We start from the raw sequence: 24,590 nt of genomic DNA, 5'->3' as shown, positions 1-24,590 counted from the left end.
GATATTTATATTCGGCCGAGCAAGAGCAGGATCAACAGCACCACCAATACGACGCCGATGATTCCGGACGGGCCGTAACCCCAACTTCTGGAGTGCGGGAAGACCGGTAAACCACCGATCAGTAACAGGATCAGAATGATGATCAGTATTGTGCCCATGTCTATTTCCTTGTCGAAAATGCAGTGGATTGACCATGCCAATCAAGCTCAGCGGGAATGAAGTAAATTCGAGCTGCTTAAAAATTCCGACTCTTGCGCTTGCGGGAAAATTCCAGGTTTTTTTGAAGTATTTCGGACGGGTTCTTATTTCTTTTGTAGTTACCTTGGTTGCGTCAGACGCTCCCGCAGTTTGCTCGGGCCATTCAGCAATCTGATGGAGCGTGGGTCGGGCAATTTCCTTCGCTACACTCGGTGCATCTTCCGAGAACAACAAGGCTGTCTGCTATGCAAAATCGCATGATGATCACTGGTGCAGGCTCTGGCCTGGGTCGCGAAATCGCGCTGCGCTGGGCGCGTGAAGGCTGGCAACTGGCCTTGTCGGACGTCAGCGAGCCCGGCTTGCAGGAAACCCTCAAGCTGGTCCGCGAAGCGGGCGGCGACGGTTTTATCCAGCGCTGTGACGTACGCGATTACAGCCAGTTGACGGCGTTTGCCCAGGCCTGCGAAGTCAAGCTCGGCGGCATCGATGTCATCGTCAATAACGCGGGCGTGGCGTCTGGCGGGTTCTTCAGTGAGTTGTCCCTGGAGGACTGGGACTGGCAGATCGCGATCAACCTGATGGGCGTGGTCAAGGGCTGCAAGGCTTTCCTGCCACTGCTGGAAAAAAGCCAAGGCAAGATCATCAACATCGCGTCCATGGCCGCGCTGATGCAAGGCCCGGCGATGAGCAACTACAACGTGGCCAAGGCGGGCGTGGTGGCGTTGTCCGAAAGCCTGCTGATCGAGCTGGCGCATCAGGAAGTCGGCGTGCATGTGGTGTGTCCGTCGTTCTTCCAGACCAACCTGCTGGACTCCTTCCGTGGCCCAACCCCGGCCATGAAAGCCCAGGTCGGCAAGTTGCTGGAAAGCTCGCCCATCAGTGCCGCCGACATCGCCGACTACATCTATCAGCAGGTCGCCGCCGGCGAGTTCATGATCCTGCCCCACGAACAGGGGCGCATGGCCTGGGCGATCAAGCAGAAGAACCCGCAATTGCTCTACAACGAAATGACCGTCATGGCCGACAAAATGCGCGCCAAGGCCAGGCAATCGGCAAGCTGATCTTGCCCGCAGGCAACGCTGTGGTTAGGGTGGCCGCCATCGGCCATCCTCGCGAGACGCTTGCATGCTCAATTACCTGTGGTTTTTCCTCGCCGCGTTGTTCGAAATTGCCGGTTGCTTTGCCTTCTGGATGTGGCTGCGCCAGGGTAAAAGCATGTGGTGGGTGGTGCCGGCGCTCCTCAGCCTGACCCTGTTCGCCCTGCTGCTGACCCGTATCGAAGCAAGCTACGCCGGCCGCGCCTACGCCGCTTACGGTGGCATCTACATCATTGCCTCAATCGGCTGGCTGGCCGTGGTCGAGCGGATTCGTCCGCTGGGTTCGGACTGGCTTGGTGTGGCGCTGTGTGTGATCGGCGCGAGTATCATCCTGTTCGGGCCGCGATTCTCCGCGTCCTGACAGATCGGCCCTACAATCAACCGACCTGTCAGACCTTTCCGTAAGCGTGGTGCGTCAGGGGCTGTCAGTCCGGTCTGGTTTGCTGTCGGAGCATTGTAGGCGTACCGCGGGCCGGGCATCTTCAAGGGCCAGTAACCCCTGAAGGACACTCCTCATGCTCGTACTCACTCGCATTGTGGGCGAAACCATTTCCATCGGTGACAACATTTCCGTGCGTGTTCTCGCGATCAACGGAAGCAACGTGCGCTTTGGCGTTGAAGCGCCTCAGGACGTCAATGTGCATCGCTGCGAAATCTACGAACGCATCCAGAACAAACTGGCGAAAACCAAGGAGCGCTGAAGGCCTCAGTCAAACAGGTGCTTGGGCACGTCGTGCTTGAGCATCAGCTGGCATTGCTCGCTTTCCGGATCGAAGACAATCAGTGCCTGGCCCTTGGTCAAGGCCTGGCGCACGCGCAGCACGCGGGTTTCCAGTGGCGTGTCGTCACCATTGTCCGTGCCGTCGCGGGTCACGAAATCCTCGATCAGGCGGGTGAGGGTATCGACTTGAAGTTGGTCGTGGGGGATCAGCATAGGCACCTCGGTTGGATCAATGGCGCGATGCTACGGCCAATGGGCTGTTGCGGCTAGCCTTGGGCTGATGTGTCGTCTGGTCCGGCGTCTTCGCGAGCAAGCCCGCTCCCACAGGGGAATGCGATCACATGTGGGAGCGGGCTTGCTCGCGAAGGCGGTTTACCAGGCGATGAAGAGCCTGAATCAGTTCTCCGACCGCTGCCCCACCAGGCTATCCACCGACGGCACCCGCGTATCGCTTTCCATCTGGGTGTCATGTTCAAGCTGATGGCTGAAGCGGTCCAGTGAGCCCTTGGCCGGTTGTGCATCGCTGGCAAACACGGGCGGGCTGAGGATGTACGCACCGAGCAGGCGGCTCAGGGCGGCGAGGCTGTCGATGTGGGTGCGCTCGTAACCGTGGGTGGCGTCGCAGCCGAAGGCAAGCAGGGCGGTGCGAATGTCGTGGCCGGCGGTGACCGCCGAATGGGCGTCGCTGAAGTAGTAGCGGAACAGGTCCCGGCGTGCCGGCAACTCGTTGTCGCTGGCCAGGCGCAGGAGGTGGCGCGACAGGTGGTAGTCATACGGCCCGCCGGAATCCTGCATCGCGATGCTCACCGCGTGCTCGCTGGAGTGTTGGCCGGGCGCGACCGGTGCGATGTCGATGCCGACGAACTCACTGACGTCCCAGGGCAACGCCGCCGCGGCACCGCTGCCGGTTTCCTCGGTGATGGTGAACAGCGGATGGCAGTCGATCATCAGCTCTTCGCCACTGTCGACGATGGCTTTGAGCGCCGCCAGCAGCGCGGCCACCCCGGCCTTGTCGTCGAGGTGGCGGGCGCTGATGTGGCCGCTTTCGGTGAACTCCGGCAGCGGGTCGAAGGCGACGAAATCGCCGACGCTGATGCCCAGCGACTCGCAGTCGGCACGGGTGGCGCAGTAGGCGTCCAGGCGCAACTCGATGTGATCCCAACTGATCGGCATTTCATCCACGGCGGTGTTGAATGCGTGCCCGGAAGCCATCAGCGGCAAGACGCTGCCGCGGATCACGCCGTTGTCGGTAAACACGCTGACCCGGCTGCCTTCGGCAAAGCGGCTGGACCAGCAGCCGACCGGCGCGAGAGTCAGGCGGCCATTGTCCTTCACCGCACGCACCGCTGCGCCGATGGTGTCCAGGTGGGCGGAAACGGCGCGGTCGGGGCTGTTCTTCTTGCCCTTGAGCGTGGCGCGAATGGTGCCGCGACGGGTCAGCTCGAAGGGAATGCCGAGTTCTTCAAGGCGTTCGGCGACGTAGCGCACGATGGTGTCGGTGAACCCGGTGGGGCTGGGAATGGCGAGCATTTCCAGCAGGACTTTTTGCAGGTAACCGAGGTCCGGTTCAGGGATTTTGCTGATCATGGAAACTCCTGATGAGTTGAGCGCACCGATGGTTTCGATGAGGGATTTGTGTTGTCTGTCAGGCCGCCTTCGCGAGCAAGCCCGCTCCCACAGGGGAATGCGATCACATGTGGGAGCGGGCTTGGTCCGGGCGGCGTTCCGACGAAGGGGCCAGTGCAGACAACACATGGCTAAGAGACCACCGGCTGGCTGTACGGAAACAACAAATCCACAAACCGCTCCGCCGTCGGCTGCGGTTCATGGTTGGCCAGCCCGGCCCGTTCGTTGGCTTCGATAAACACATAGTCCGGCCGGTCAGCGGCGGACACCATCAGGTCGAGGCCGACCATGGGAATGTCCAGTGCCCGGGCCGCGCGGATGGCGGCGTCCACCAGCGTCGGGTGCAGGATCGCCGTGACATCCTCAAGCACGCCACCGGTATGAAGGTTCGCCGTGCGTCGTACGAACAGGTGCTCACCGGCCGGCAGAATGCTGCTGTAGTCGTATCCGGCGGCACGCAAGGTGCGCTGGGTTTCCTGGTCCTGCGGGATCTTGCTTTCGCCGCCCGTGGCCGCTTGTCGCCGCCGGCTCTGGGCTTCGATCAATGCGCCGATGGAGTGCTGGCCGTCGCCCACCACTTCGGCCGGCCGGCGAATGGCGGCGGCGACCACTTCAAAACCGATCACCACAATGCGCAGGTCCAGGCCTTCGTGGAAATGTTCCAACAGCACGCGGCTGTCGAAGTGGCGAGCGGCTTCTATGGCTTGCTGCACTTCCTCGATGGTGCGCAAATCCACTGCCACCCCTTGGCCCTGTTCACCATCCAGTGGCTTGACTACTACGCGCTGGTGTTCATCGAGGAACGCCAGGTTGTCATCGGCGTTACCCGCCAATTGCTGCGCCGGCAGGTTCAACCCGGCAGCCTTGAGCACTTTGTGGGTCAGGCTTTTGTCCTGGCACAGGGTCATGCTGACGGCGCTGGTCAGGTCGCTCAGGGATTCGCGGCAGCGTACCCGGCGCCCGCCATGGCTGAGGGTGAACATCCCGGCGTCGGCGTCATCGACGTGCACATCGATGCCACGACGGTGTGCTTCCTCGACAATGATCCGGGCGTACGGGTTGAACGCGGCTTCCGGGCCGGGCCCGAGAAACAGCGGCTGATTGATGCCGTTCTTGCGCTTGATGGCGAAGGTCGTCAGGTTGCGAAAACCGAGCTTGGCGTAAAGGCTTTTCGCCTGGCGATTGTCGTGCAGCACCGACAGGTCAAGGCAGGCGAGCCCGCGACTCATGAAGTGTTCGATCAAATGCCGCACCAGTACTTCACCGACACCCGGCCGCGCACAATGCGGGTCGACCGCCAGGCACCACAGGCTGCTGCCGTTTTCCGGGTCGTTGAAGGCCTTGTGGTGGTTGAGGCCCATGACGCTGCCGATGACCGCGCCGCTGTCCTCGTCTTCGGCCAGCCAGTACACCGGGCCGCCCAGATGACGCGGAGTGAGCAGGGTGGCATCGATCGGCAGCATGCCGCGGGCCTGATACAGCTGGTTGATGGCCTGCCAGTCGGCATCGCTTTGCGCGCGTCGAATGCGAAAACCACGAAACACCCGGGTCGCCTGACGGTAGTCGCTGAACCACAGGCGCAAGGTGTCGGACGGGTCGAGGAACAGCTGCGTCGGCTCCAGCCCCAGCACTTGCTGGGGCGCGGCGACGTACAGGGCAATGTCCCGCTCGCCGGGCTGCTCGTTGAGCAACTCGCCGGCGAGGCTCGCGGCATCGGCAAAGGTATGGCCGATCAGCAAGCGGCCCCAGCCGCAATGCACGGCAATCGGCGCCCCGCCGAGTTCACAGCGATCCTCGGCCAGACGTGCCTGCAAGCGTTCGTAGGAGGGTGACTGGCCGCGCAACAGGCGTTGGCTGAAAGCCGTGGCGTGAGGTTTCATCGTTCAGATTCCTTGTTCGCTGAGCCACAGGTTGAGGGCTGCCAGTTGCCACAGCTTCGAGCCGCGCAACGGTGTCAATTGCCCCTGTGGATCAGTCAGCAAACGGTCGAGCATCGCGGGTTTGAACAGGCCGCGATCCTGGCTGGGATCGAGCAGCAACTCGCGCACCCATTCCAGCGTATCGCCCTGCAAATGCTTGAGACCCGGCACCGGGAAGTAACCTTTCTTGCGATCGATCACTTCACTGGGAATCACTTGTCGCGCAGCTTCTTTCAAGACTTGCTTGCCGCCGTCCGGCAGTTTGAAACGCCCCGGAATCCGTGCCGACAGCTCCACCAGGCGATAGTCGAGAAACGGCGTGCGCGCTTCCAGGCCCCAGGCCATGGTCATGTTGTCGACCCGTTTGACCGGGTCGTCCACCAGCATCACCGTGCTGTCCAGACGCAGAGCCTTGTCCACTGCCGCATCGGCACCGGGCTGGGCGAAATGGGCTTTGACGAAGTCACCGGCGGCGTCATTTGCAGTCAGCCATTTCGCTTGCACGGTGGCGGCGTAGTCGTCGTAACTGCGGTCGAAAAACGCTTCGCGGTACGCGGCATATGGATCGCTCGCACCGTCCACTTGCGGATACCAGTGGTAACCGGCGAACAGTTCGTCGGCGCCCTGGCCGCTCTGGACGACTTTGCAGTGTTTGGCCACTTCCCGGGACAACAGATAGAAGGCGATGCAGTCGTGGCTGACCATCGGTTCGCTCATGGCGCGGAATGCGGCGGGCAGCTGTTCGATGATTTCCTTTTCGTCGATGCGCAGTTGGTGGTGCTGCGTGCCGTAGTGTCGGGCGATCAGGTCCGAATACTGGAACTCGTCCCCACGCTCGCCGCCGGCATCCTGGAAGCCGATGGAGAAGGTCGACAGATTGTCCACGCCGACTTCCCGCAACAGGCCCACCAGCAGGCTTGAATCGACACCGCCAGACAGCAGAACACCGACATCCACCGCCGCACGCTGACGAATCGCTACCGCTTCGCGGGTGCTGTCGAGCACACGGTCGCGCCAGTCTTCGAGAGTCAGATCGGTCTCATCGGCGTGAGGGCCGTAGGGCAGGGTCCACCAGGTTTTCTGCTCGGTGCGACCGTCGGCTTCGATGCGCATCCAGGTGGCCGGCGGCAGTTTTTCAACGCCCGCCAGCAAAGTGCGGGGTGCCGGGACCACGGCGTGGAAGTTCAGATAATGATTGAGCGCTACAGGATCGAGGAGCGGGTTGATGTCGCCGCCCTTGAGCAATGCCGGCAGGGCCGAGGCGAAGCGCAGGCGTTGGCCGGCGCGCGACAGGTACAGCGGTTTAACGCCGAGACGGTCGCGGGCGATGAACAGGCGTTGGGCATCGCGCTCCCAAATGGCAAAGGCAAACATGCCGTTGAGTTTTGGCAGCAAGGCTTCGCCCCAGGCGTGATAACCCTTGAGCAAGACTTCGGTGTCGCCACCGGAATAGAAGGCGTAACCCAGGCTTTCCAGTTCCGCGCGCAGTTCCGGAAAGTTGTAGATCGCCCCGTTGAAGGCCAGGGACAAGCCCAGTTGCGGGTCGATCATCGGCTGCGCCGAGCCGTCCGACAGGTCCATGATCTTCAGGCGCCGATGGCCCAGGGCAACCGGCCCCTGGCTATGAAAGCCCCAGGCGTCGGGGCCGCGAGGGGCCAGGTGATGGGTGATTCGTTCAATGGCTGCAAGGTCTGCAGGTTGATGATCAAAACGTAACTCGCCAGCTAATCCGCACATAAATTCCTTACCGGTTTTTCCGTTGGGGAGGGTCGATCGATACCGCGCCAAAACGGCGGGTACTCAGAAAGTGACCCTCCTCGGTAAGGGGAGTTTTAGACCGATGAGTTATATGCGCGCCAGACCACGGCCGAATCGCCCCGTGAGGGCGACTTCGGCTGCTGTATCGACTACTTGCCCCGGATCAGACGCCGCAGGGCAAACCGGTTGGGGTGACAGGCCTCGGCCACGCTTCTGGGCAATGGCAGGGGTTCGTTGTCCAGCCAGGCTGCCAGCAGCTCTCCGGACAGCGGCGCAGTGATCAGGCCGCGCGAGCCGTGACCGCTGTTGACGTACAAACCGTCAAGCCATGGGCATTCGACGTCCGGCACCTGCCGGGCGTCTTTGCCCAGCGCTGCATAAGCCTCAGCGAACGCCTGGGTGTCGGCCAATGGGCCGACGATTGGCAAGTAGTCGGGGCTGGTGCAGCGAAATGCAGCGCGACCCTGGAGATGCTCGGGGTCGAGGTGTTCGATCTCCAGCCGCTCGACCAGATCGTGGGAAATCTCTTCGAGCATGGCCAGGTTGCCCAGGTGTTCTGCCGTGGTCGGCGTCAGGTCATCGCTCTTGAAATCGAAACTGGCCCCCAGGGTGTGTTCGCCCAAACGGGCGGGGGCGACATAGCCTTCGGCACACACCACGGTACTCAGGGCCTGGCTTTGCGGGGTTTGCGCCAGGCGCGTGATTTGCCCGCGAATGCGTTTGAGCGGCAACTCGGCGCTCTCGGGGAAACGCTGGATTTCGGCTGCGCCGGCGAGCACCACCACGGGGGCGTCGGCAAGCAAGCGTTCGCCGTCCCAGGCTTGCCACCGGCCCTCAACCTTGCGCAGTTCCAGCGCATCGTGGTGGGTGAACAGTTGAATCTGTGGATGCGCAGCCTGCCACTGACACAGCGCCGGTGGGTGAACCCAGCCGCCTTCGGGATAGAACAGGCCCCCCTGTGCCAGCCCGATACCGGCCACGGCCTGTGCCTCGGGTTGATCAAGCAGGTGCAACAAGTCCGCCGGAAATGCCGCGGCTAATTTCACCTGGCGTTCAGCTTCCTTGGCGTTGAAAGCCAGTTGCAACACGCCGCAATCGTCCCAGTCGCGGCCCCGTTGCAAGTGTTCGAGCAGGCGTCGGGTGTAGCCGAATCCGCTGACGATCATTTGCGACAGCGCCGTGCCGTGGGCGGATAACTTCAGGTAGAGCACGCCTTGCGGGTTACCCGAGGCTTCCCGTGCGATGTCGTCGTGGCGCTCCAGCACTGTCACTTGCCAGCCCCGCGCGGCGAGGCTGGCGGCGCTGGCACAACCGGCCAGGCCGGCACCGATCACCAGTGCCTGGCGCTCGCCGGTCAGTGGGGCCGGGCGTGCGAACCAGGGTTTATCCAGGGCCGGGGCCGGCGTTTCCTGGGGCCAGCCGAGGAACTCGCCGCGCAGGATTTCCCATTTATGGCCGATGCCGGGGGTGCGTTTCATCTTGAAACCGGCGGCGTTGAGCAGGCGCCGCACCCAACCGGTGCTGGTGAAGGTGCTGATGGATGCACCGGGAGCGGCCAGGCGCGCCAGCTCGGCAAACAGTTCGGCGGTCCACATGTCGGGGTTTTTCGCCGGGGCGAAACCGTCGAGAAACCAGGCGTCGATTCGGGCATCGAGTTGCGGTAGTTGCTCCAGTGCATCGCCGATCAGCAGCGTCAGGGTCACGCGGCCGTGGTCCAGCGTCAGGCGCTGAAAGCCCTGATGGATGGCCACGTATTGCTCAAGCAGTTGATCGGCAAACACCTTGAGTTCCGGCCACAGCGCCAGGGCCCGTTGCAAGTCGTCGGGGCTCAGCGGGTACTTCTCGACGCTGACAAAATGCAGCCGCGCACCGGCCGCTGCGTGTTGCTCGAACACCTGCCAGGCGCACAAAAAATTCAGCCCGGTGCCGAACCCCGTTTCACCGATGACCAGCCGCCCGCCTTCGGGCAAGGCCGCAAAGCGCTCGGCCAAACGGTTCTGTTCGATAAAGACATAGCGGGTTTCGTCCAGCCCCGACTGGTCGGAGAAATACACATCGTCGAACACTCGCGAATACGGGCGACCTTGGTCGTCCCAGTCGAGCTGGGCGTGGGGCAATACAGGTTTCATGGCAGGCTCGGCAACGGCAAGGCCGCCATTCTAGCCGATCGCAGGCGTGGTGCTTGATCCGTGGCAAGGTATGCATTGGCCGAGACCGGGAGAATCTCTGCTGGCCTTCAGTTCAATCCGCTAGTCTTGCTCACATCTGGAAGGGAGCCGCTCATGTTTGAATCCGCCGAAATCGATCACGCCATCGACAAAGAAATCTACGACGCCGAAGTCCCGGCCCTGCGCGAAGCGTTGCTCGAAGCGCAATTCGAATTGCAGCAGCAACGCCGCTTTCCGGTGATCATTTTGATCAATGGCATCGAAGGTGCCGGCAAGGGTGAGACGATCAAGGTGCTCAACGAGTGGATGGACCCGCGCTTGATCGAGGTCCGTACGTTCGATCAGCAAACCGACGAAGAACTGGCGCGGCCGCCGGCCTGGCGGTACTGGCGGATGCTCCCGGCCAAGGGGCGCATGGGGATTTTCTTCGGCAACTGGTACAGCCAGATGCTGCAGGGGCGGGTCCATGGCGAGTTCAAGGATCCGCGACTGGACCAGGCAATCAATGCCGCCGAGCGCCTGGAAAAGATGCTCTGCGATGAAGGTGCGCTGATCTTCAAGTTCTGGTTTCACCTCTCCAAGAAGCAAATGAAGGCACGCCTCAAGGCGCTGGCCGACGACCCGCTGCACAGCTGGCGCATCAGCCCGCTGGACTGGCAGCAGTCGCAAACCTACGACAGGTTCGTGAAATATGGTGAGCGGGTGCTGCGCCGCACCAGCCGTGACTATGCACCGTGGCATGTGATCGCCGGGGCGGATGCCCATTATCGGAGCCTGGCCGTGGGGCGGATTCTGCTGGCGGGCCTGCAGGGCGCATTGCAGCGACCGACGATCCATCCGGAAAAGGTCAGCGCCGCGCCAGTGTTCCCCAGTGTCGATCAAGTGAACTTGATCGATAGCCTGGATCTGACCCTGCACCTGGACAAGGAAGATTACGAAGAACAGCTGATCACCGAGCAGGCGCGGTTTTCCGGGTTGATGCGTGACAAACGCATGCGCCGCCACGCGCTGGTGGCGGTGTTCGAGGGCAACGACGCGGCCGGCAAGGGCGGGGCGATCCGCCGGGTCGCGGCAGCGCTTGATCCGCGCCAGTACAGCATCGTGCCGATTGCCGCGCCCACCGAGGAAGAACGGGCGCAACCGTATCTGTGGCGTTTCTGGCGGCACCTGCCGGCCCGGGGCAAGTTCACCGTGTTCGATCGCTCCTGGTATGGCCGGGTGTTGGTGGAGCGCATCGAAGGGTTTTGCAGCCCGGCAGACTGGCTGCGTGCCTACAGCGAGATCAACGATTTCGAGGAGCAGGTTACCGACGCCGGTGTGATCGTGGTCAAGTTCTGGCTGTCCATCGACAAACAGACGCAACTGGAGCGCTTCGAGGAGCGCGAAAAGATTCCCTTCAAGCGCTTCAAGATCACTGAAGACGACTGGCGCAACCGTGAAAAATGGGATGACTATCGCGCGGCGGTCGGTGACATGGTCGACCGTACCAGCACCGAGATTGCGCCATGGACCCTGGTGGAAGCCAACGACAAGCGCTGGGCACGAGTCAAAGTCTTGCGCACCATCAACCGGGCACTGGAGGAGGCTTTCGAAAAATCCGACCGGCATGAACGCAAGCGTAAGGACAAGGATTGAGGCGATGGTTACGCATATGCGAGGTGAATGATTGTCGCGGTCGGTCAAGGGCTGGACTTATGCTCGGTCCACTCTCAACCGATAACAACAATGAGGTATGTCATGCGTGAAGTGGTGATCGTCGACAGCGTGCGGACCGGCCTGGCCAAATCCTTTCGCGGTAAATTCAACATGACCCGCCCGGACGACATGGCGGCACACTGTGTCGATGCACTGTTGGCGCGCGCCGGTATCGATCCGGCGAGCGTCGAGGACTGCATCGTTGGCGCCGGCTCCAACGAAGGCGCCCAGGGTTTCAATATCGGTCGTAACGTCGCGGTGCTGTCGCGCCTGGGCATCGGCACGGCCGGCATGACCCTCAACCGCTTCTGTTCCTCGGGCCTGCAGGCGATTGCCATTGCCGCCAACCAGATCGCTTCGGGTTGCAGCGACATCATCGTCGCCGGCGGCGTCGAGTCCATCAGCCTGACCATGAATAGCGTCAATAACGACAATCTGATCAACCCTCTGCTCAAGGAGCAGGTGCCGGGCATCTACTTCCCGATGGGCCAGACTGCTGAAGTCGTCGCGCGTCGGTACAGCGTCAGCCGTGAGGAGCAGGACCTGTACGCGCTGCAAAGCCAGCAGCGTACCGCAGAGGCTCAGGCTGCCGGGCTGTTCACCGATGAAATCGTGCCGATGGCGGTGAAGTACCGCGTCGAAGACAAGGCCACAGGTCAGGCACAGATCCTCGACGGCATCGTCGACCGCGATGACTGCAACCGCCCGGACACCACCCTGGAAAGTCTGGCCGGGTTGAAGCCGGTGTTCGCCGAAGATGGCTCGGTCACGGCGGGCAACTCTTCGCAGCTGTCTGACGGTGCGTCCATGACCCTGGTGATGAGCCTGGAGAAAGCACTGGAACTGGGGCTCAAGCCGAAAGCGTTCTTCCGCGGTTTTACCGTGGCCGGTTGCGCGCCGGACGAGATGGGCATCGGCCCGGTGTTTTCGGTACCGAAACTGCTCAAGGCCAAAGGCTTGCGGATTGACGACATCGACCTGTGGGAACTCAACGAAGCGTTCGCCTCGCAGTGCCTGTACAGCCGCAACCGGCTGGAAATCGACAATGCCCGGTACAACGTCAACGGCGGTTCGATTTCCATCGGCCACCCGTTCGGCATGACCGGCTCGCGCCAGGTCGGGCATCTGGTTCGTGAATTGCAGCGACGCAATCTGCGTTACGGCATCGTCACCATGTGTGTGGGTGGCGGGATGGGGGCAACCGGGCTGTTTGAAGCGGTGCGTTAAGCCTCGATATTTCTCGTTGTCAGTTAGATAGTCATCGCGAGCAAGCTCGCTCCCACAGTGTTCAGCGGCGATAACAAATGTTGTGTACGTCGCAAAACCTGTGGGAGCGAGCTTGCTCGCGATGGGTGCGCCACGGTCAAAAAACATCACCTGAAGATTACGACCCGCACAGTTTCATTCGCGGCCAGTCCGAAACTGTGCCTGTGTACGCCAAGGCGCCGGGCCTAGAATGTCGGCTCCTGTCAGTTGGCGTTGGGGTTCACATGCACATTTCATCGGGTCGCTGGGGTTACGGTCTGTTCCTGGCCTTGTTGACCGCGTTGTTGTGGGGAATCCTGCCGATCAAGCTCAAGCAAGTGTTGCTGGTGATGGACCCGGTGACGGTGACTTGGTTTCGCCTGCTGGTATCCGGCGGCTGCCTGTTCATTTACCTGGCGGCCACCAGGCGCCTGCCCAGCCGCAAAGTGCTCGGTCCTCGTGGTGGCTGGCTGGTGCTGATGGCGGTGCTCGGCCTGGTCGGTAACTATGTGTTGTATCTGATGGGCCTGAACCTGCTCAGCCCCGGCACCGCGCAACTGGTGGTGCAGATGGGCCCGATCATGCTGCTGATCGCCAGTCTGTTTGTGTTCAAGGAGCGTTTCAGCCTGGGGCAGGGGATTGGCCTGCTGGTGCTGCTGATCGGCTTTGCGCTGTTTTTCAACCAGCGCTTGAGTGAGTTGCTCACGTCGCTGACCGACTACACCGCCGGCGTGCTGCTGATACTGCTGGCGTCCACGGTCTGGACCTTCTATGCCCTGGGGCAGAAGCAACTGCTGACGGTATGGAATTCGCTGCAGGTGATGATGGTAATCTACCTGTTTTGCGCGGCGCTGTTGACGCCGTGGGTGCATCCGCTCGAAGCGTTGCAATTGACCCCGTTGCAGGGTTGGTTGCTGCTGGCGTGCTGTCTCAACACCCTGATTGCCTATGGCGCGTTTGCCGAGGCCCTGGCCCATTGGGAAGCCTCCCGGGTCAGTGCGACGCTGGCCATCACGCCGTTGGTGACCTTTGCCGCGGTCGCCATGGCTGCGTGGCTGTGGCCCGACTATGTGCATGCCGAGACGATCAATGGTCTGGGTTATGGCGGCGCGGTGCTGGTGGTGCTGGGGTCGGCGCTGGTGGCGTTGGGGCCATCGCTGATTGCCGGATTGAAGGCGCGGCGGATGCGGATTGCTGCAGGTTAATCCGCGTTATCGTTCTTCGCGAGCAAGCCCGCTCCCACAGGGATCTGATGTGTGACGAAGATCCAATGTGGGAGCGGGCTTGCTCGCGAAGACGGACTATCAGGCGCTACAGCACTCAGCACTCAGCACTCAGCACTCAACCCTTGGCCCCAGCCTCCAGCATATTCTCCGGTCTTACCCACGCATCGAACTCTTCGTCAGTCAGATACCCGAGCTGCAACGCCGCCTCGCGCAAGGTCAGGCCTTCGCTGTAGGCCTTCTTGGCGATCTCCGCCGATTTGTCATAGCCGATGTGCGGGTTGAGCGCTGTCACCAGCATCAGGCCACGTTCCAGGTGCTCAGCCATTTTTTCCGCATCCGGCTCCAGGCCGGCCACGCAGTGCTGCTGGAAGTTGCTGCAGCCATCAGCCAGCAAACGGATCGATTGCAGGAGGTTATGGATGATCACCGGTTTGAACACGTTCAGCTGCAAGTGGCCCTGACTGGCGGCAAAGCCGATGGCGACGTCGTTGCCCAGCACCTGGCAGGCCAGCATCGACAGTGCTTCGCACTGGGTCGGGTTGACCTTGCCCGGCATGATCGAACTGCCCGGTTCATTGGCCGGCAGCCTGACTTCGGCAAAACCGGCGCGCGGGCCGGAGCCCAGCAGGCGCAGATCGTTGGCGATTTTCATCAGCGTCACGGCGAGGGTTTTCAGCCCACCGGACAGCGTGGTCAGCGGCTCATGGCCGGCCAGCGCGGCGAACTTGTTCGGCGCGGTGATGAACGGCAATCCAGAGAGGGCGGCCAATTCTGCGGCGATGGCCTCACCGAAGCCGTGGGGTGAATTGAGCCCGGTGCCGACGGCCGTTCCGCCCTGGGCCAGTTCGCAGACCGCGGGCAGTGCGCTGCGGATTGCCCGCTCGGCGTAATCGAGTTGCGCGATGAAAGCCGAGATTTCCTGGCCGAAGCTGATCGGTGTCGCATCCATCATGTGCGTACGGCCGGTCTTGACCAGTTTAATGTGGCGGGCGGCCAGCTCGGCCAGCCCGCCGGACAGTTCGCTGATCGCCGGCAGCAAGTGCTGTTGCACCGCCTGGACGGCGGCGATGTGCATCGCGGTGGGGAAGCAATCGTTGGAGCTCTGGGAGCGATTGACGTGATCGTTGGGGTGCACCGGGGACTTGCCGCCACGGGGGTTGCCGGCCAGCTCGTTGGCGCGACCGGCGATCACTTCGTTGACGTTCATGTTGCTCTGGGTGCCGCTGCCGGTTTGCCAGACCACCAGCGGAAACTGGTCGTCGTGGTCGCCGGCCAGCACTTCGTCGGCCGCTTGCTCGATCAGGCGGGCGATATCGGCGGGCACGTCGCCGTTGCGATCATTGACCCGTGCCGCGGCTTTCTTGATCAGCGCCAGGGCATGCAACACGGCCAGCGGCATGCGTTCGTTGCCGATGGCGAAGTTGATCAGCGAGCGTTGCGTCTGAGCGCCCCAGTAGGCTTCATCCGGGACTTCAACCTGGCCGAGGCTGTCGGTTTCGATACGGCTCATCTTGCTCACTCCTGTAGGTCCGATTGCGCAGTTTAGGCCGTGATCGACGGCCGTGGTTCCATCAGTCTGAATTTGACCATCCAACCCCTCTAAATCAGGTGCGACAAGGCTTGGGGTTGAGCGACACACTTTTTTAGGCGCAGAATGGACGCCCTTGGGGTTTTACCTCGCCAGCTAGAAAAGGAAACTCGATGACTCGTCTTCGTGCCATCTGTACCGCCGTTGCTTTGGTCTGCGCCAGCGGCCAGGTTCTTGCCGACACCGCCAGCCATAACGCCAGTGCCGAGGCTTTCCTGACCATGGCGCACGCTGACAAACTGGGCACCCCGGTGTACATGCAAGTACAGCAGATGTTTGCCCAGCGTTTCGAACAAACCAAAGCTCCTGAGTCGAAAAAAGCCGTGCTGGAAACCTACCAGGCCAAGGCCAACGCCGCTCTGGACCAGGCCATTGGCTGGAACAAGCTGAAACCGGACATGGTCAAGCTCTACACCACCAACTTCACCGAATCCGAGCTCAAGGACCTGGTTGCGTTCTACCAGTCGCCACTGGGCAAGAAAGTCCTGGAAAAAATGCCTCAGCTGACCCAGCAATCGGCCCAGATGACCCAGGCCAAGCTGGAAAGCGCAGTGCCGGTGGTCAACAAGCTGCTGGCTGATATGACCGCTGAGCTGACGCCGAAAGACGCGGCCGCTCCAGCCAAGAAAAAGCCTTAAGCGGAGTTCGGTATGACCATGCAACAACGCATCGAATCGACGCTCGCCCTGCTTCAGCCCGAGCATCTGCAAGTGCTGGATGAAAGCCATATGCATAGCCGTGGGCTGCAAACCCATTTCAAGGCTGTGGTGGTCAGTACGCAGTTCGAAGGCCTGAACCGGGTCAAGCGCCACCAGAAGGTCTACGGCACGCTCGGCGAGCTGATGGGCGAGTTCCATGCGTTGGCGCTGCATACGTACACGCCAGAGGAATGGGCACAGATCGACGCGGCCCCTGCCTCGCCGACCTGTGCCGGCGGCAGCAAGCACTAAACCCCGGTTTTTTGTTAGAATGCCCAACGCGCCGCTAACCCGGCGCGTTTTTTTTCGCATCCGGTTCACCCCTTACGAGGGTAGCCACCTGGAGATTTACCCATGACACAACAGATTGTCGTGGCGGCACTGTATAAGTTCGTCACCCTGGAAGATTACGTCGCCCTGCGCGAGCCCCTGCTGCAAGCGATGGTCGACAACGGCATCAAAGGCACCCTGCTGATTGCCGATGAAGGCATCAACGGCACCGTGTCCGGCAGCCGCGAAGGCATCGACGGGCTGATGGCCTGGCTCAAGAACGACCCGCGCATGGACGACATCGACCATAAAGAGTCGTACTGCGATGAACAGCCGTTCTACCGCACCAAGGTCAAACTCAAGAAAGAAATCGTCACCCTCGGCGTGGAAGGCGTGGACCCGAACAAAAAGGTCGGCACCTACGTCGATCCGCAGGACTGGAACGCGCTGATCAGCGACCCACAAGTGCTGTTGATCGACACCCGTAACGATTACGAAGTCTCGATCGGTACCTTCGAAGGCGCCATCGACCCGAAAACCACCAGTTTTCGCGAATTTCCCGATTACATCAAAGCCAACTTCGATCCGGCCGTGCACAAGAAGGTCGCGATGTTCTGCACCGGTGGCATCCGCTGCGAGAAGGCCTCGAGCTACATGCTCAGCGAGGGCTACGGTGAGGTTTTTCACCTCAAGGGTGGCATCCTGAAGTACCTCGAAGAGGTGCCGCAGGAAGAAACCAAGTGGCAGGGTGACTGCTTCGTGTTCGACAACCGCGTGACCGTTCGTCACGACCTGAGCGAAGGCGACTACGATCAATGTCATGCCTGCCGCACGCCGGTGAGCGTGGAAGACCGCGCGTCTGAGCATTACGTGGCCGGCATCAGTTGCCCGCATTGCTGGGATAAGCTGAGCGAGAAGACCCGTCGCAGCGCGATCGACCGGCAGAAGCAGATCGAACTGGCCAAGGCTCGTAACCAGCCTCACCCGATCGGCTTCAACTACAAGCAAGCATCCTCCGAGGTCTGAACCATGTCTGCGCGCCTGCTCTATGTGATGGACCCGATGTGTTCCTGGTGCTGGGGCTTCGCTCCGGTTGCAAACGCATTGGTAGAGCAGGCGGCGGCGGCCGGTGTGGACGTGCATCTGGTGGTGGGTGGTTTGCGCACTGGCAGTGGCGCTGCGCTGGAACCGACCACCCGGCGCTACATTCTTGAACACTGGCAGGCGGTCACCGAGGCTACCGGCCAGCCGTTCAAGCGCGAAGGCGCGTTGCCTGACGGTTTTGTCTACGACACCGAACCTGCCTGTCGGGCGCTGGTGACTGCCCGCAACCTGGCGCCGGATTGTGCGTGGAAACTGCTCGGGCTGATTCAGCACGCCTTTTACGCTGAAGGTCGCGATGTCACGCGCGCCAGTGTCCTGGTGGAGCTGGCAGAGCAGGCCGGTCTACCACGAATTGAATTCGCTGCCGCGTTTGACCGTGCCGATACGCACGCCGCGACATCTGCCGATTTCACTTGGGTCCAGGACCTGGGTATCGCCGGTTTTCCTACGTTGCTGGCTGAGCGAAATGGGCAGTTGGCGTTGTTGACCAATGGCTATCAGCCGTTGAGCGAGTTGTCCCCGCTGCTCGGCCGCTGGCTGGAGCGTGCTGCCTGTGCATGACCTGCCCGATGATGTTGCTACCGCTAAACGTGTCGACCGTCTGAGCTGGGCGGAAATCCGCCGCCTGGCCCTGCATCACAAGAAATCCCTGTGGATCGCCAACGGCGTGGCCGTGCTGGCGACCTTGTGCAGCGTGCCGATTCCCTTGCTCCTGCCGTTGCTGGTGGACGAGGTGTTGCTGGGGCATGGTGATGCCGCGCTGAAGATCATGAACCACGCGCTGCCCGAAGGCTGGCAGAAAGCCGCGGGCTACATCGGCCTGATGCTGCTGGTGACCTTGACCCTGCGATGCATGGCGTTGCTGTTCAACGTGGTGCAGGCGAAATTGTTCGCCGGGTTGGCCAAGGACATCGTCTACCGCCTTCGCATTCGCCTGATCGAGCGTCTCAAGCGTATTTCCCTTGGCGAATATGAAAGCCTGGGCAGTGGTACGGTGACCACGCACCTTGTGACGGACCTGGACACGCTGGACAAATTCGTCGGCGAAACCCTCAGCCGTTTCCTCGTGGCCATGCTGACTCTGGTCGGTACGGCGGGCATTCTGATGTGGATGCACTGGAAACTGGCATTGCTGATTCTGCTGTTCAACCCGCTGGTGATCTACGCCACGGTGCAGTTGGGCAAGCGGGTCAAGCACCTGAAGAAACTCGAGAACGACAGTACTTCGCGCTTTACCCAGGCGCTGACCGAAACGCTGGATGCCATCCAGGAAGTTCGCGCCGGCAACCGCCAGGGGTTTTTCCTCGGTCGCTTGGGGCAACGCGCCCGGGACGTGCGTGACTATGCGGTGAATTCGCAATGGAAAACCGATGCGTCGAATCGGGCCAGCGGTTTGCTGTTCCAGTTCGGCATCGATATTTTCCGGGCCGCGGCGATGCTCACCGTGCTGTTTTCCGACCTTTCAATCGGCCAGATGCTCGCGGTGTTCAGCTACCTGTGGTTCATGATCGGTCCGGTGGAACAACTGCTGAACCTGCAATATGCCTACTACGCTGCCGGTGGTGCGCTGTCGCGGATCAACGAACTGCTGTCCCGAGCCGATGAGCCCGAATACCCGGGCGGTGTCGACCCATTTGTCGGTCGTGAAACGGTCGGGCTGGAAGTCCAGGGGCTGAGCTTCGGTTACGGCGATGAACTGGTCCTGAACCAGATGAACCTGTCCATCGCCCCCGGTGAAAAGGTCGCGATCGTCGGCGCCAGTGGCGGTGGCAAGAGCACGCTGGTGCAACTGCTGCTGGGCTTGTACACGCCGTTGGCCGGAACCATTCGCTTCGGCGGTTCGACCCAGCAGGAGATCGGCCTGGAAACCGTGCGGGAAAATGTTGCGGTGGTCCTGCAGCATCCGGCGCTGTTCAACGACACCATCCGGGCCAACCTGACCATGGGCCGCGAGCGCAGTGACGAGGCCTGCTGGCAGGCGCTGGAAATCGCCCAATTGCACGGCACGGTCCGGGATTTGCCCAATGGCCTGGACAGCGTCGTCGGGCGCTCCGGGGTACGTTTGTCCGGTGGGCAGCGTCAACGCCTGGCCATCGCCCGGATGGTACTGGCCGAGCCCAAGGTGGTGATCCTCGACGAAGCCACCTCCGCGCTGGACGCCGCCACCGAATACAACCTGCACCAGGCGCTGGCGCGTTTCCTGAGCAACCGCACCACGTTGATCATCGCCCACCGACTTTCGGCGGTAAAACAGGCCGACCGTGTGCTGGTGTTCGACGGCGGGCAAGTTGCCGAGGATGGCGATCATCAGCAGCTGATTGCCGAGGGTGGTCTGTACGCCAAGCTCTACGGTCATTTGCAGCGGTTGTAGCGAGATGATATCAAGGGTACAGGACGCTACTTCATTACTATAAAAAAACATCGCCGCGACCGGATTCAGCGGCCGCGATACTCCCACCGGGCATAGCGTGTCGCTTGCCGGGATTGGAATCGCAACCTAGTCTAGCTACAGCGATTTCGTCCGGAAGACGAGCAGGCAGTGCTAATGCAAGGGACCACATGAATCAAACCCGGACTCTCGGAACGCCACGGTTGTTGGGCATCGTCTGGCCATTTATCGCCGTTGTGGTGTTTCAAGCCTTGTTGGGCGGCGTTAGCCTTTACGTGCTGTCGGCGGTTCGCGGCTATGTTGCCGGCGAAAGCCTATGGTCCAAGGGCCAGAAAGACGCCATCTATTACCTCAACCTCTACGCCGACAGCGGCGACGAAGCGATTTTTCATAAATACCAGAACGCCATTTCCGTGCCTCAGGGCGGGCATGAATTACGTGTGGCGCTCGATCATCGGCCGCCGAACATCGAGGCGGCACGTGTGGCGATCCTCAAGGGCGGCAACCATCCGGATGACATCACCAGTGTGATCTGGCTGTACCTGAATTTCCGGCACTTCAGTTACCACGAGAAAGCCATCGACCTTTGGAGGGTGGGCGACGCGTATCTGGTGCAACTCGATGCCATTGCGCGGGAGATGCATCAACGCATCACCACCAGGCAGGCCACCGATGCCGATATCAAGCGCTGGAAGGATCAGATATTCGTCATCAACGAAAGTGTGACACCGGCGGCGAAGGCCTTCAGCGATGCCTTGGGCGAAGGCTCGCGGATGATCCTGCGACTGTTGCTGGTGACCAACCTCGCCACCGCCCTGGGCTTGATTGCATTGGCCTTGATGCGCACCCATAAACTGCTCAAGCAGCGCCATGCCTTCGCCGATGCATTGCAACTGGAGAAAGAACGGGCGCAGATCACCCTGCAATCAATTGGCGACGGCGTGATCACCACGGATGTTTCCGGTGCGATTGCCTACATGAATCCGGCGGCCGAAGCGTTGACCCACTGGAAGGCCGAGCAGGCGACGGGGTTGCCGCTGGCGGCGCTGTTCAACCTGTTGGACGAAAATGCCCAGTCCGACGGTTTCACTCTGATCGAACATATTCTGAGCGGCCAGCTCAGTGGCGGCAGTGAACACTCCAAGCTGATTCAACGCCTGGATGGCAGCACGGTGTCGGTCACGCTGGTGGGCGCGCCGATCCGCAATGCCGGCAAAGTCAGCGGGACGGTGCTGGTGCTGCATGACATGACCCAGGAGCGGCAATACATCGCCAATCTGTCGTGGCAGGCGACCCACGACGCCTTGACCGGGCTTGCCAACCGCCGAGAGTTCGAATATCGCCTGGAACAGGCGCTGCATAACCTGACCCGCTACGCGGGTCGCCATGCCCTGATGTTCCTCGATCTGGATCAGTTCAAACTGGTCAACGATACCTGCGGCCACGCGGCGGGCGACGAACTGTTGCGGCATATCTGTGCCTTGTTGCAATCCGGGCTGCGCGAAGGCGATACCTTGGCGCGCCTTGGCGGCGACGAGTTCGGTATCCTGCTGGAAAACTGCGCACCGGAAGCGGCGGAGAAAATTGCCGAAAGCCTGCGACAGACTGTGCAGAATCTGCATTTTGTCTGGAAGGGCCGGCCTTTCGTGACCACTGTCAGTATCGGGCTGGTCCATGTCGCACAGAATCCGACGACGCTCGAAACCTCGCTGCGTGCTGCCGACATGGCGTGCTACATGGCCAAGGAAAAGGGCCGGAACCGGGTCCAGGTCTATCATCCGGATGACTCGGAATTGTCCCTGCGCTTCGGCGAAATGGCCTGGGTGCAGCGTTTGCACATGGCGCTGGAGGAAGACCGCTTCTGCCTGTATGCCCAGGAAATTGCCCCCTTGGGTCATGTCGATCAGGGCGGCGGGCACATTGAAATTCTGCTGCGATTGCATGATGAAGCCGGGCGGATGATCTTGCCTGACAGCTTCATTCCGGCTGCCGAGCGTTATGGCCTGATGAGCTCGCTGGATCGTTGGGTGGTGCAGAACGTGTTCAAGATCATTGCCCAATGCCGGGCCGAGCAAGGCCCCGGGCCACTGGCCATGTGTGCGATCAATCTGTCAGGCACGACGATCGGGGATGAGGCGTTCCTGGACTTTTTGCGTGAACAGTTTGTGACGTATTCGGTTCCGCCTGAAATGATTTGTTTTGAAATTACTGAAACCAGCGCCATTTCAAATCTTGGCAGCGCCATTCGATTCATTAATGAACTCAAAGGCTTAGGCTGCCATTTTTCACTGGATGATTTTTGTGCCGGAATGTCCTCATTCGCATACCTGAAACATTTGCCTGTAGACTTCCTGAAGATCGACGGGAGTTTCGTAAAGGATATGCTGGACGACCCGATTAACCGCGCCATGGTCGAAGTGATCAATCACATTGGCCATGTGATGGGTAAGCGCACGATTGCCGAGTTTGTCGAAACGCCCCAGATCGAGCAGGCATTGCTGGAGATCGGGGTGGATTACGCTCAAGGGTATGTGATTGAACGCCCGCAGTTGTTTACCGGCGATAGCTTGTTAAGTCGTCCTGCCAGACCTCAGCCGCTGTTATTCAAGGCGCCTGGCACGTTCCGTTGAAATTCCTGCCGGTCTCACAATCACAATCAAAAGGAGCTCGACAGTGATCGACACATTCATCCGAACCGGACCGCTCATGGAAGCTGCAAGTTACCCTGCCTGGGCCCAGCGCCTGATCCAGGATTGCAGCGAGAGCAAGCGCCGGGTTGTCGAACACGAACTGTACCAACGCATGCGAGACAACAAACTCAGTGCGAAGACCATGCGCCAGTACCTGATCGGTGGCTGGCCGGTGGTCGAACAGTTCGCGTTGTATATGGCACAAAACCTGACCAAGACCCGCTTTGCCCGTCATCCCGGCGAAGACATGGCCCGTCGCTGGCTGATGCGCAACATCCGCGTCGAATTGAACCACGCCGATTACTGGGTGCACTGGAGTCGCGCGCACGGTGTCAGCCTGGAAGAGCTGCAGGCCCAGCAGGTTCCCCCCGAGCTTCACGCCCTGAGCCATTGGTGCTGGCACACCAGTTCAGCCGACTCGCTGATCGTTGCGATTGCCGCCACCAACTACGCCATTGAAGGGGCGACCGGGGAATGGTCGGCGGTAGTGTGTTCCAACGGTATCTACGCCGCCTCGTTCCCCGAGGAAGATCGCAAGCGGGCGATGAAGTGGCTGAAGATGCATGCCCAGTACGACGATGCCCATCCATGGGAAGCCCTGGAGATCATCTGCACATTGGCGGGCACCAACCCGAGCAAATCCTTGCAGGTGGAGCTGCGTCAGGTCGTTTGCAAGAGCTACGACTACATGCACCTGTTTCTCGAACGTTGCATGCAATTGGAGCACGCAGAGCGGGCACCGGTCGTGCGTGAGCGGATGGCACTGGCCGAAGGCTAATCCAGCTATTACGCAGTAAAAACTGTGGGAGCGGGCTTGCTCGCGAAAGCGGTGTGTCATTCAGCATAAATCTGGCTGACACGACGCTTTCGCGAGCAAGTCGAATCGTCGCACCGCCGCTCCCACATTGGTTTGTGTCGTGGCTGAAAAATCAGCCTGCCATCTCCAGCCGGTTACGACCTTCGCGCTTGGCCACATACAGCGCGCTGTCTGCCCGTCGCAACAGGCTTTCGGCAGACTCGCCGGGCAACAGGGTCGAACAGCCGAGGCTGACCGTCAGCACGACCGTATGACCATCGGCCAGGTACTCTTCAGACTGCGCTGCAAACCGCAGCCGCTCACCGACCAAGGCCGCGGCCTCGCGGCAGGTGTTCGAGAGCAGGATCAGGAACTCTTCACCGCCATAGCGAAACACCATGTCCACGTTGCGCAGCTGGTTTTTGATCGTGGCGGCGACCGCCTTGAGCACGTCATCGCCAGTGCTGTGGCCATGGGTGTCATTGACTTGCTTGAAATGATCGATGTCCAGCATCAGCACCGACAACGGTTGCAGATGGCGTCGGGACAGCTCGATTTCCCTTTGTAGCGTCTGGTCCATGGCGATGCGGTTGCCGGTGCCCGTCAGCGGGTCGCGCAGTGCGCTTTGGGTGGCGGTACGGTAAAGCAGCGCGTTGCGCATCGGGAAAAGCAGCGCGGCCAGCAGTGATTCGAGATTGCCCTGTTCCTGTTCGCTGAAACGCTGATTGCGACGGAAAGTCAGCTCACCCAGGTGTTCGCCTTCGTGGCTGAGGCTGTAACTGATGGAATGGTGGCCGCGTTGGCCGAACTCCAGGCGCAGGTCACTGCTCTTGTGCAGGTAGCACAAAGCGTCCAACGGCACCAATCGCTGAATCTCGCGGTAGAACGTCCCAAGAATGCGTTGCGGCTCCAGACTGGTTTGCAACTGCAGGCTCAGTTGCTGGCGCAATTGCGCAAGACTGACAGGCCTTTCCAGAAGAGGCGGCTGCTGACCAAAGCCCAGGCGCTGCAATTTGGCGCTATCGAAGTCAATTGCGTTGGTCTGGGAAGGTGGTTTCATAAGGCGTGCGCCCCTAAGCAGTAAGGGTGTCTTACAAGCAGGGTGAGAGCGGCTTAGGGCTGCGCGTCGTACTGGTCCGTCAGTCCCGTAGGACATTTCGTACAAGTTTAATCCGCTTTGTAGAAGATGAGTAATCTCAGCACTCAAGCTTCACCCCTGCCTGCTTTCACGTTGCGTGTCTGAGCAAACTTAGAGCGAAAGTCGTGCCATTCGGTTCATCCGAATAAAATCTGTATTAAATCAATTAGTTGTGGATTAACTGTTAGCTGTGTAGCGCTGCGTGCGACGTTTGTTTGACAGGTGCCTGGCTCGAGTTCGAGCGCCGCGACAGGAAGCTGGCGC

At 60.8% G+C, this 24,590-nt stretch carries 21 protein-coding genes; 13 read left to right on the top strand and 8 right to left on the bottom strand.

Annotation, left to right across the window (positions count from 1 at the left end; translation table 11 throughout):
* Positions 1–5: 5 nt before the first annotated feature.
* Positions 6–164 (bottom strand): DUF3309 family protein, encoded by a 159-nt coding sequence (locus KGB28_RS16625; RefSeq protein WP_172435350.1) that lies wholly within the window; start codon positions 162–164, stop codon positions 6–8.
* A 279-nt stretch (positions 165–443) separates the two neighbouring features.
* On the opposite strand from KGB28_RS16625, the gene KGB28_RS16620 reads away from it, so the two are divergent.
* The 3 genes from KGB28_RS16620 to csrA all read left to right on the top strand — a co-directional run bounded on the left by KGB28_RS16620 (position 444) and on the right by csrA (position 1,996).
* On the top strand, positions 444–1,259 hold the full coding sequence (locus tag KGB28_RS16620) for an SDR family oxidoreductase (RefSeq protein ID WP_150753964.1): 816 nt from the start codon (positions 444–446) through the stop codon (positions 1,257–1,259).
* A gap of 64 nt (positions 1,260–1,323) precedes the next feature.
* On the top strand, positions 1,324–1,656 hold the full coding sequence (locus KGB28_RS16615) for a YnfA family protein (RefSeq protein WP_150726219.1): 333 nt from the start codon (positions 1,324–1,326) through the stop codon (positions 1,654–1,656).
* A gap of 154 nt (positions 1,657–1,810) precedes the next feature.
* Entirely contained in the window at positions 1,811–1,996 is a 186-nt protein-coding gene (gene csrA / locus KGB28_RS16610) for a carbon storage regulator CsrA (RefSeq protein WP_150726220.1), read from the top strand.
* 5 nt (positions 1,997–2,001) lie between these two features.
* On the opposite strand, the gene KGB28_RS16605 is transcribed toward csrA, so the two are convergent.
* The 5 genes from KGB28_RS16605 to mnmC form a co-directional block, all read right to left on the bottom strand.
* Entirely contained in the window at positions 2,002–2,229 is a 228-nt protein-coding gene (locus KGB28_RS16605; RefSeq protein WP_056727184.1) for a YheU family protein, read from the bottom strand.
* A gap of 183 nt (positions 2,230–2,412) precedes the next feature.
* A complete protein-coding gene (locus KGB28_RS16600; protein ID WP_150753962.1) occupies positions 2,413–3,603 on the bottom strand; it encodes an osmoprotectant NAGGN system M42 family peptidase in 1,191 nt (396 codons plus the stop codon).
* 170 nt (positions 3,604–3,773) lie between these two features.
* The gene (ngg, locus tag KGB28_RS16595) at positions 3,774–5,522 is read right to left on the bottom strand and encodes an N-acetylglutaminylglutamine synthetase (RefSeq protein ID WP_150753961.1); all 1,749 of its coding nucleotides are present in this window, start codon (positions 5,520–5,522) and stop codon (positions 3,774–3,776) included.
* A 3-nt stretch (positions 5,523–5,525) separates the two neighbouring features.
* Positions 5,526–7,298, bottom strand: a complete 1,773-nt coding sequence (locus KGB28_RS16590) for an N-acetylglutaminylglutamine amidotransferase (RefSeq protein ID WP_150753960.1) — start codon at positions 7,296–7,298, stop codon at positions 5,526–5,528.
* 170 nt (positions 7,299–7,468) lie between these two features.
* Complete coding sequence (gene mnmC, locus KGB28_RS16585; protein ID WP_150753959.1) at positions 7,469–9,448, bottom strand: bifunctional tRNA (5-methylaminomethyl-2-thiouridine)(34)-methyltransferase MnmD/FAD-dependent 5-carboxymethylaminomethyl-2-thiouridine(34) oxidoreductase MnmC; 1,980 nt, start codon at positions 9,446–9,448, stop codon at positions 7,469–7,471.
* 153 nt (positions 9,449–9,601) lie between these two features.
* On the opposite strand from mnmC, the gene pap reads away from it, so the two are divergent.
* The 3 genes from pap to KGB28_RS16570 all read left to right on the top strand — a co-directional run bounded on the left by pap (position 9,602) and on the right by KGB28_RS16570 (position 13,632).
* Positions 9,602–11,122 carry a polyphosphate:AMP phosphotransferase gene (gene pap / locus KGB28_RS16580; protein WP_150753958.1) on the top strand — a complete coding sequence of 507 codons (1,521 nt, stop codon included), beginning with the start codon at positions 9,602–9,604 and terminating at the stop codon, positions 11,120–11,122.
* 102 nt (positions 11,123–11,224) lie between these two features.
* Positions 11,225–12,409 carry a thiolase family protein gene (locus KGB28_RS16575; RefSeq protein ID WP_150753957.1) on the top strand — a complete coding sequence of 395 codons (1,185 nt, stop codon included), beginning with the start codon at positions 11,225–11,227 and terminating at the stop codon, positions 12,407–12,409.
* Between the two features lie 263 nt (positions 12,410–12,672).
* On the top strand, positions 12,673–13,632 hold the full coding sequence (locus KGB28_RS16570; protein WP_150753956.1) for a DMT family transporter: 960 nt from the start codon (positions 12,673–12,675) through the stop codon (positions 13,630–13,632).
* Positions 13,633–13,768: 136 nt separating this feature from the next.
* Here the strand turns inward: KGB28_RS16570 and KGB28_RS16565 are convergent, their stop codons facing one another.
* Complete coding sequence (locus tag KGB28_RS16565) at positions 13,769–15,163, bottom strand: class II fumarate hydratase (RefSeq protein WP_150753955.1); 1,395 nt, start codon at positions 15,161–15,163, stop codon at positions 13,769–13,771.
* 191 nt (positions 15,164–15,354) lie between these two features.
* On the opposite strand from KGB28_RS16565, the gene KGB28_RS16560 reads away from it, so the two are divergent.
* The 7 genes from KGB28_RS16560 to KGB28_RS16530 all read left to right on the top strand — a co-directional run bounded on the left by KGB28_RS16560 (position 15,355) and on the right by KGB28_RS16530 (position 23,170).
* On the top strand, positions 15,355–15,879 hold the full coding sequence (locus KGB28_RS16560; protein WP_007997268.1) for a DUF2059 domain-containing protein: 525 nt from the start codon (positions 15,355–15,357) through the stop codon (positions 15,877–15,879).
* A 12-nt stretch (positions 15,880–15,891) separates the two neighbouring features.
* Positions 15,892–16,191, top strand: a complete 300-nt coding sequence (locus tag KGB28_RS16555) for a BolA family protein (protein WP_102702334.1) — start codon at positions 15,892–15,894, stop codon at positions 16,189–16,191.
* Positions 16,192–16,293: 102 nt separating this feature from the next.
* Positions 16,294–17,235 (top strand): rhodanese-related sulfurtransferase, encoded by a 942-nt coding sequence (locus KGB28_RS16550; protein ID WP_150753954.1) that lies wholly within the window; start codon positions 16,294–16,296, stop codon positions 17,233–17,235.
* 36 nt (positions 17,236–17,271) lie between these two features.
* Positions 17,272–17,874 carry a DsbA family protein gene (locus KGB28_RS16545; RefSeq protein ID WP_185754836.1) on the top strand — a complete coding sequence of 201 codons (603 nt, stop codon included), beginning with the start codon at positions 17,272–17,274 and terminating at the stop codon, positions 17,872–17,874.
* Positions 17,867–19,684: an ABC transporter ATP-binding protein gene (locus tag KGB28_RS16540; RefSeq protein ID WP_150753953.1), complete on the top strand. Its 1,818-nt coding sequence runs from the start codon at positions 17,867–17,869 to the stop codon at positions 19,682–19,684. The genes KGB28_RS16545 and KGB28_RS16540 overlap by 8 nt, the downstream gene beginning before the upstream one ends.
* Positions 19,685–19,872: 188 nt before the next feature.
* The gene (locus KGB28_RS16535; RefSeq protein ID WP_150753952.1) at positions 19,873–22,332 is read left to right on the top strand and encodes an EAL domain-containing protein; all 2,460 of its coding nucleotides are present in this window, start codon (positions 19,873–19,875) and stop codon (positions 22,330–22,332) included.
* 76 nt (positions 22,333–22,408) lie between these two features.
* Entirely contained in the window at positions 22,409–23,170 is a 762-nt protein-coding gene (locus tag KGB28_RS16530; RefSeq protein WP_263296771.1) for an iron-containing redox enzyme family protein, read from the top strand.
* A 151-nt stretch (positions 23,171–23,321) separates the two neighbouring features.
* On the opposite strand, the gene KGB28_RS16525 is transcribed toward KGB28_RS16530, so the two are convergent.
* Positions 23,322–24,248, bottom strand: coding sequence for a GGDEF domain-containing protein (locus tag KGB28_RS16525; protein ID WP_150753950.1), 927 nt, complete (start codon positions 24,246–24,248; stop codon positions 23,322–23,324).
* Positions 24,249–24,590: the final 342 nt, after the last annotated feature.

This window comes from Pseudomonas sp. BF-R-19, assembly GCF_019956445.1.
Classification (GTDB): domain Bacteria; phylum Pseudomonadota; class Gammaproteobacteria; order Pseudomonadales; family Pseudomonadaceae; genus Aquipseudomonas; species Aquipseudomonas fluorescens_BH.
This window is presented reverse-complemented; position numbering and strand designations above follow the sequence as displayed.

Bases quoted from the DNA above. Each gene is read 5' to 3' on its own strand.
- KGB28_RS16620 (WP_150753964.1), top strand. From the start codon at position 444: ATGCAAAATCGCATGATGATCACTGGTGCAGGCTCTGGCCTGGGTCGC.
- KGB28_RS16615 (WP_150726219.1), top strand. From the start codon at position 1,324: ATGCTCAATTACCTGTGGTTTTTCCTCGCCGCGTTGTTCGAAATTGCC.
- csrA (WP_150726220.1), top strand. From the start codon at position 1,811: ATGCTCGTACTCACTCGCATTGTGGGCGAAACCATTTCCATCGGTGAC.
- KGB28_RS16605 (WP_056727184.1), bottom strand. From the start codon at position 2,229: ATGCTGATCCCCCACGACCAACTTCAAGTCGATACCCTCACCCGCCTG.
- KGB28_RS16600 (WP_150753962.1), bottom strand. From the start codon at position 3,603: ATGATCAGCAAAATCCCTGAACCGGACCTCGGTTACCTGCAAAAAGTC.
- ngg (WP_150753961.1), bottom strand. From the start codon at position 5,522: ATGAAACCTCACGCCACGGCTTTCAGCCAACGCCTGTTGCGCGGCCAG.
- KGB28_RS16590 (WP_150753960.1), bottom strand. From the start codon at position 7,298: ATGTGCGGATTAGCTGGCGAGTTACGTTTTGATCATCAACCTGCAGAC.
- mnmC (WP_150753959.1), bottom strand. From the start codon at position 9,448: ATGAAACCTGTATTGCCCCACGCCCAGCTCGACTGGGACGACCAAGGT.
- pap (WP_150753958.1), top strand. From the start codon at position 9,602: ATGTTTGAATCCGCCGAAATCGATCACGCCATCGACAAAGAAATCTAC.
- KGB28_RS16575 (WP_150753957.1), top strand. From the start codon at position 11,225: ATGCGTGAAGTGGTGATCGTCGACAGCGTGCGGACCGGCCTGGCCAAA.
- KGB28_RS16570 (WP_150753956.1), top strand. From the start codon at position 12,673: ATGCACATTTCATCGGGTCGCTGGGGTTACGGTCTGTTCCTGGCCTTG.
- KGB28_RS16565 (WP_150753955.1), bottom strand. From the start codon at position 15,163: ATGAGCCGTATCGAAACCGACAGCCTCGGCCAGGTTGAAGTCCCGGAT.
- KGB28_RS16560 (WP_007997268.1), top strand. From the start codon at position 15,355: ATGACTCGTCTTCGTGCCATCTGTACCGCCGTTGCTTTGGTCTGCGCC.
- KGB28_RS16555 (WP_102702334.1), top strand. From the start codon at position 15,892: ATGACCATGCAACAACGCATCGAATCGACGCTCGCCCTGCTTCAGCCC.
- KGB28_RS16550 (WP_150753954.1), top strand. From the start codon at position 16,294: ATGACACAACAGATTGTCGTGGCGGCACTGTATAAGTTCGTCACCCTG.
- KGB28_RS16545 (WP_185754836.1), top strand. From the start codon at position 17,272: ATGTGTTCCTGGTGCTGGGGCTTCGCTCCGGTTGCAAACGCATTGGTA.
- KGB28_RS16535 (WP_150753952.1), top strand. From the start codon at position 19,873: ATGAATCAAACCCGGACTCTCGGAACGCCACGGTTGTTGGGCATCGTC.
- KGB28_RS16530 (WP_263296771.1), top strand. From the start codon at position 22,409: ATGGAAGCTGCAAGTTACCCTGCCTGGGCCCAGCGCCTGATCCAGGAT.
- KGB28_RS16525 (WP_150753950.1), bottom strand. From the start codon at position 24,248: ATGAAACCACCTTCCCAGACCAACGCAATTGACTTCGATAGCGCCAAA.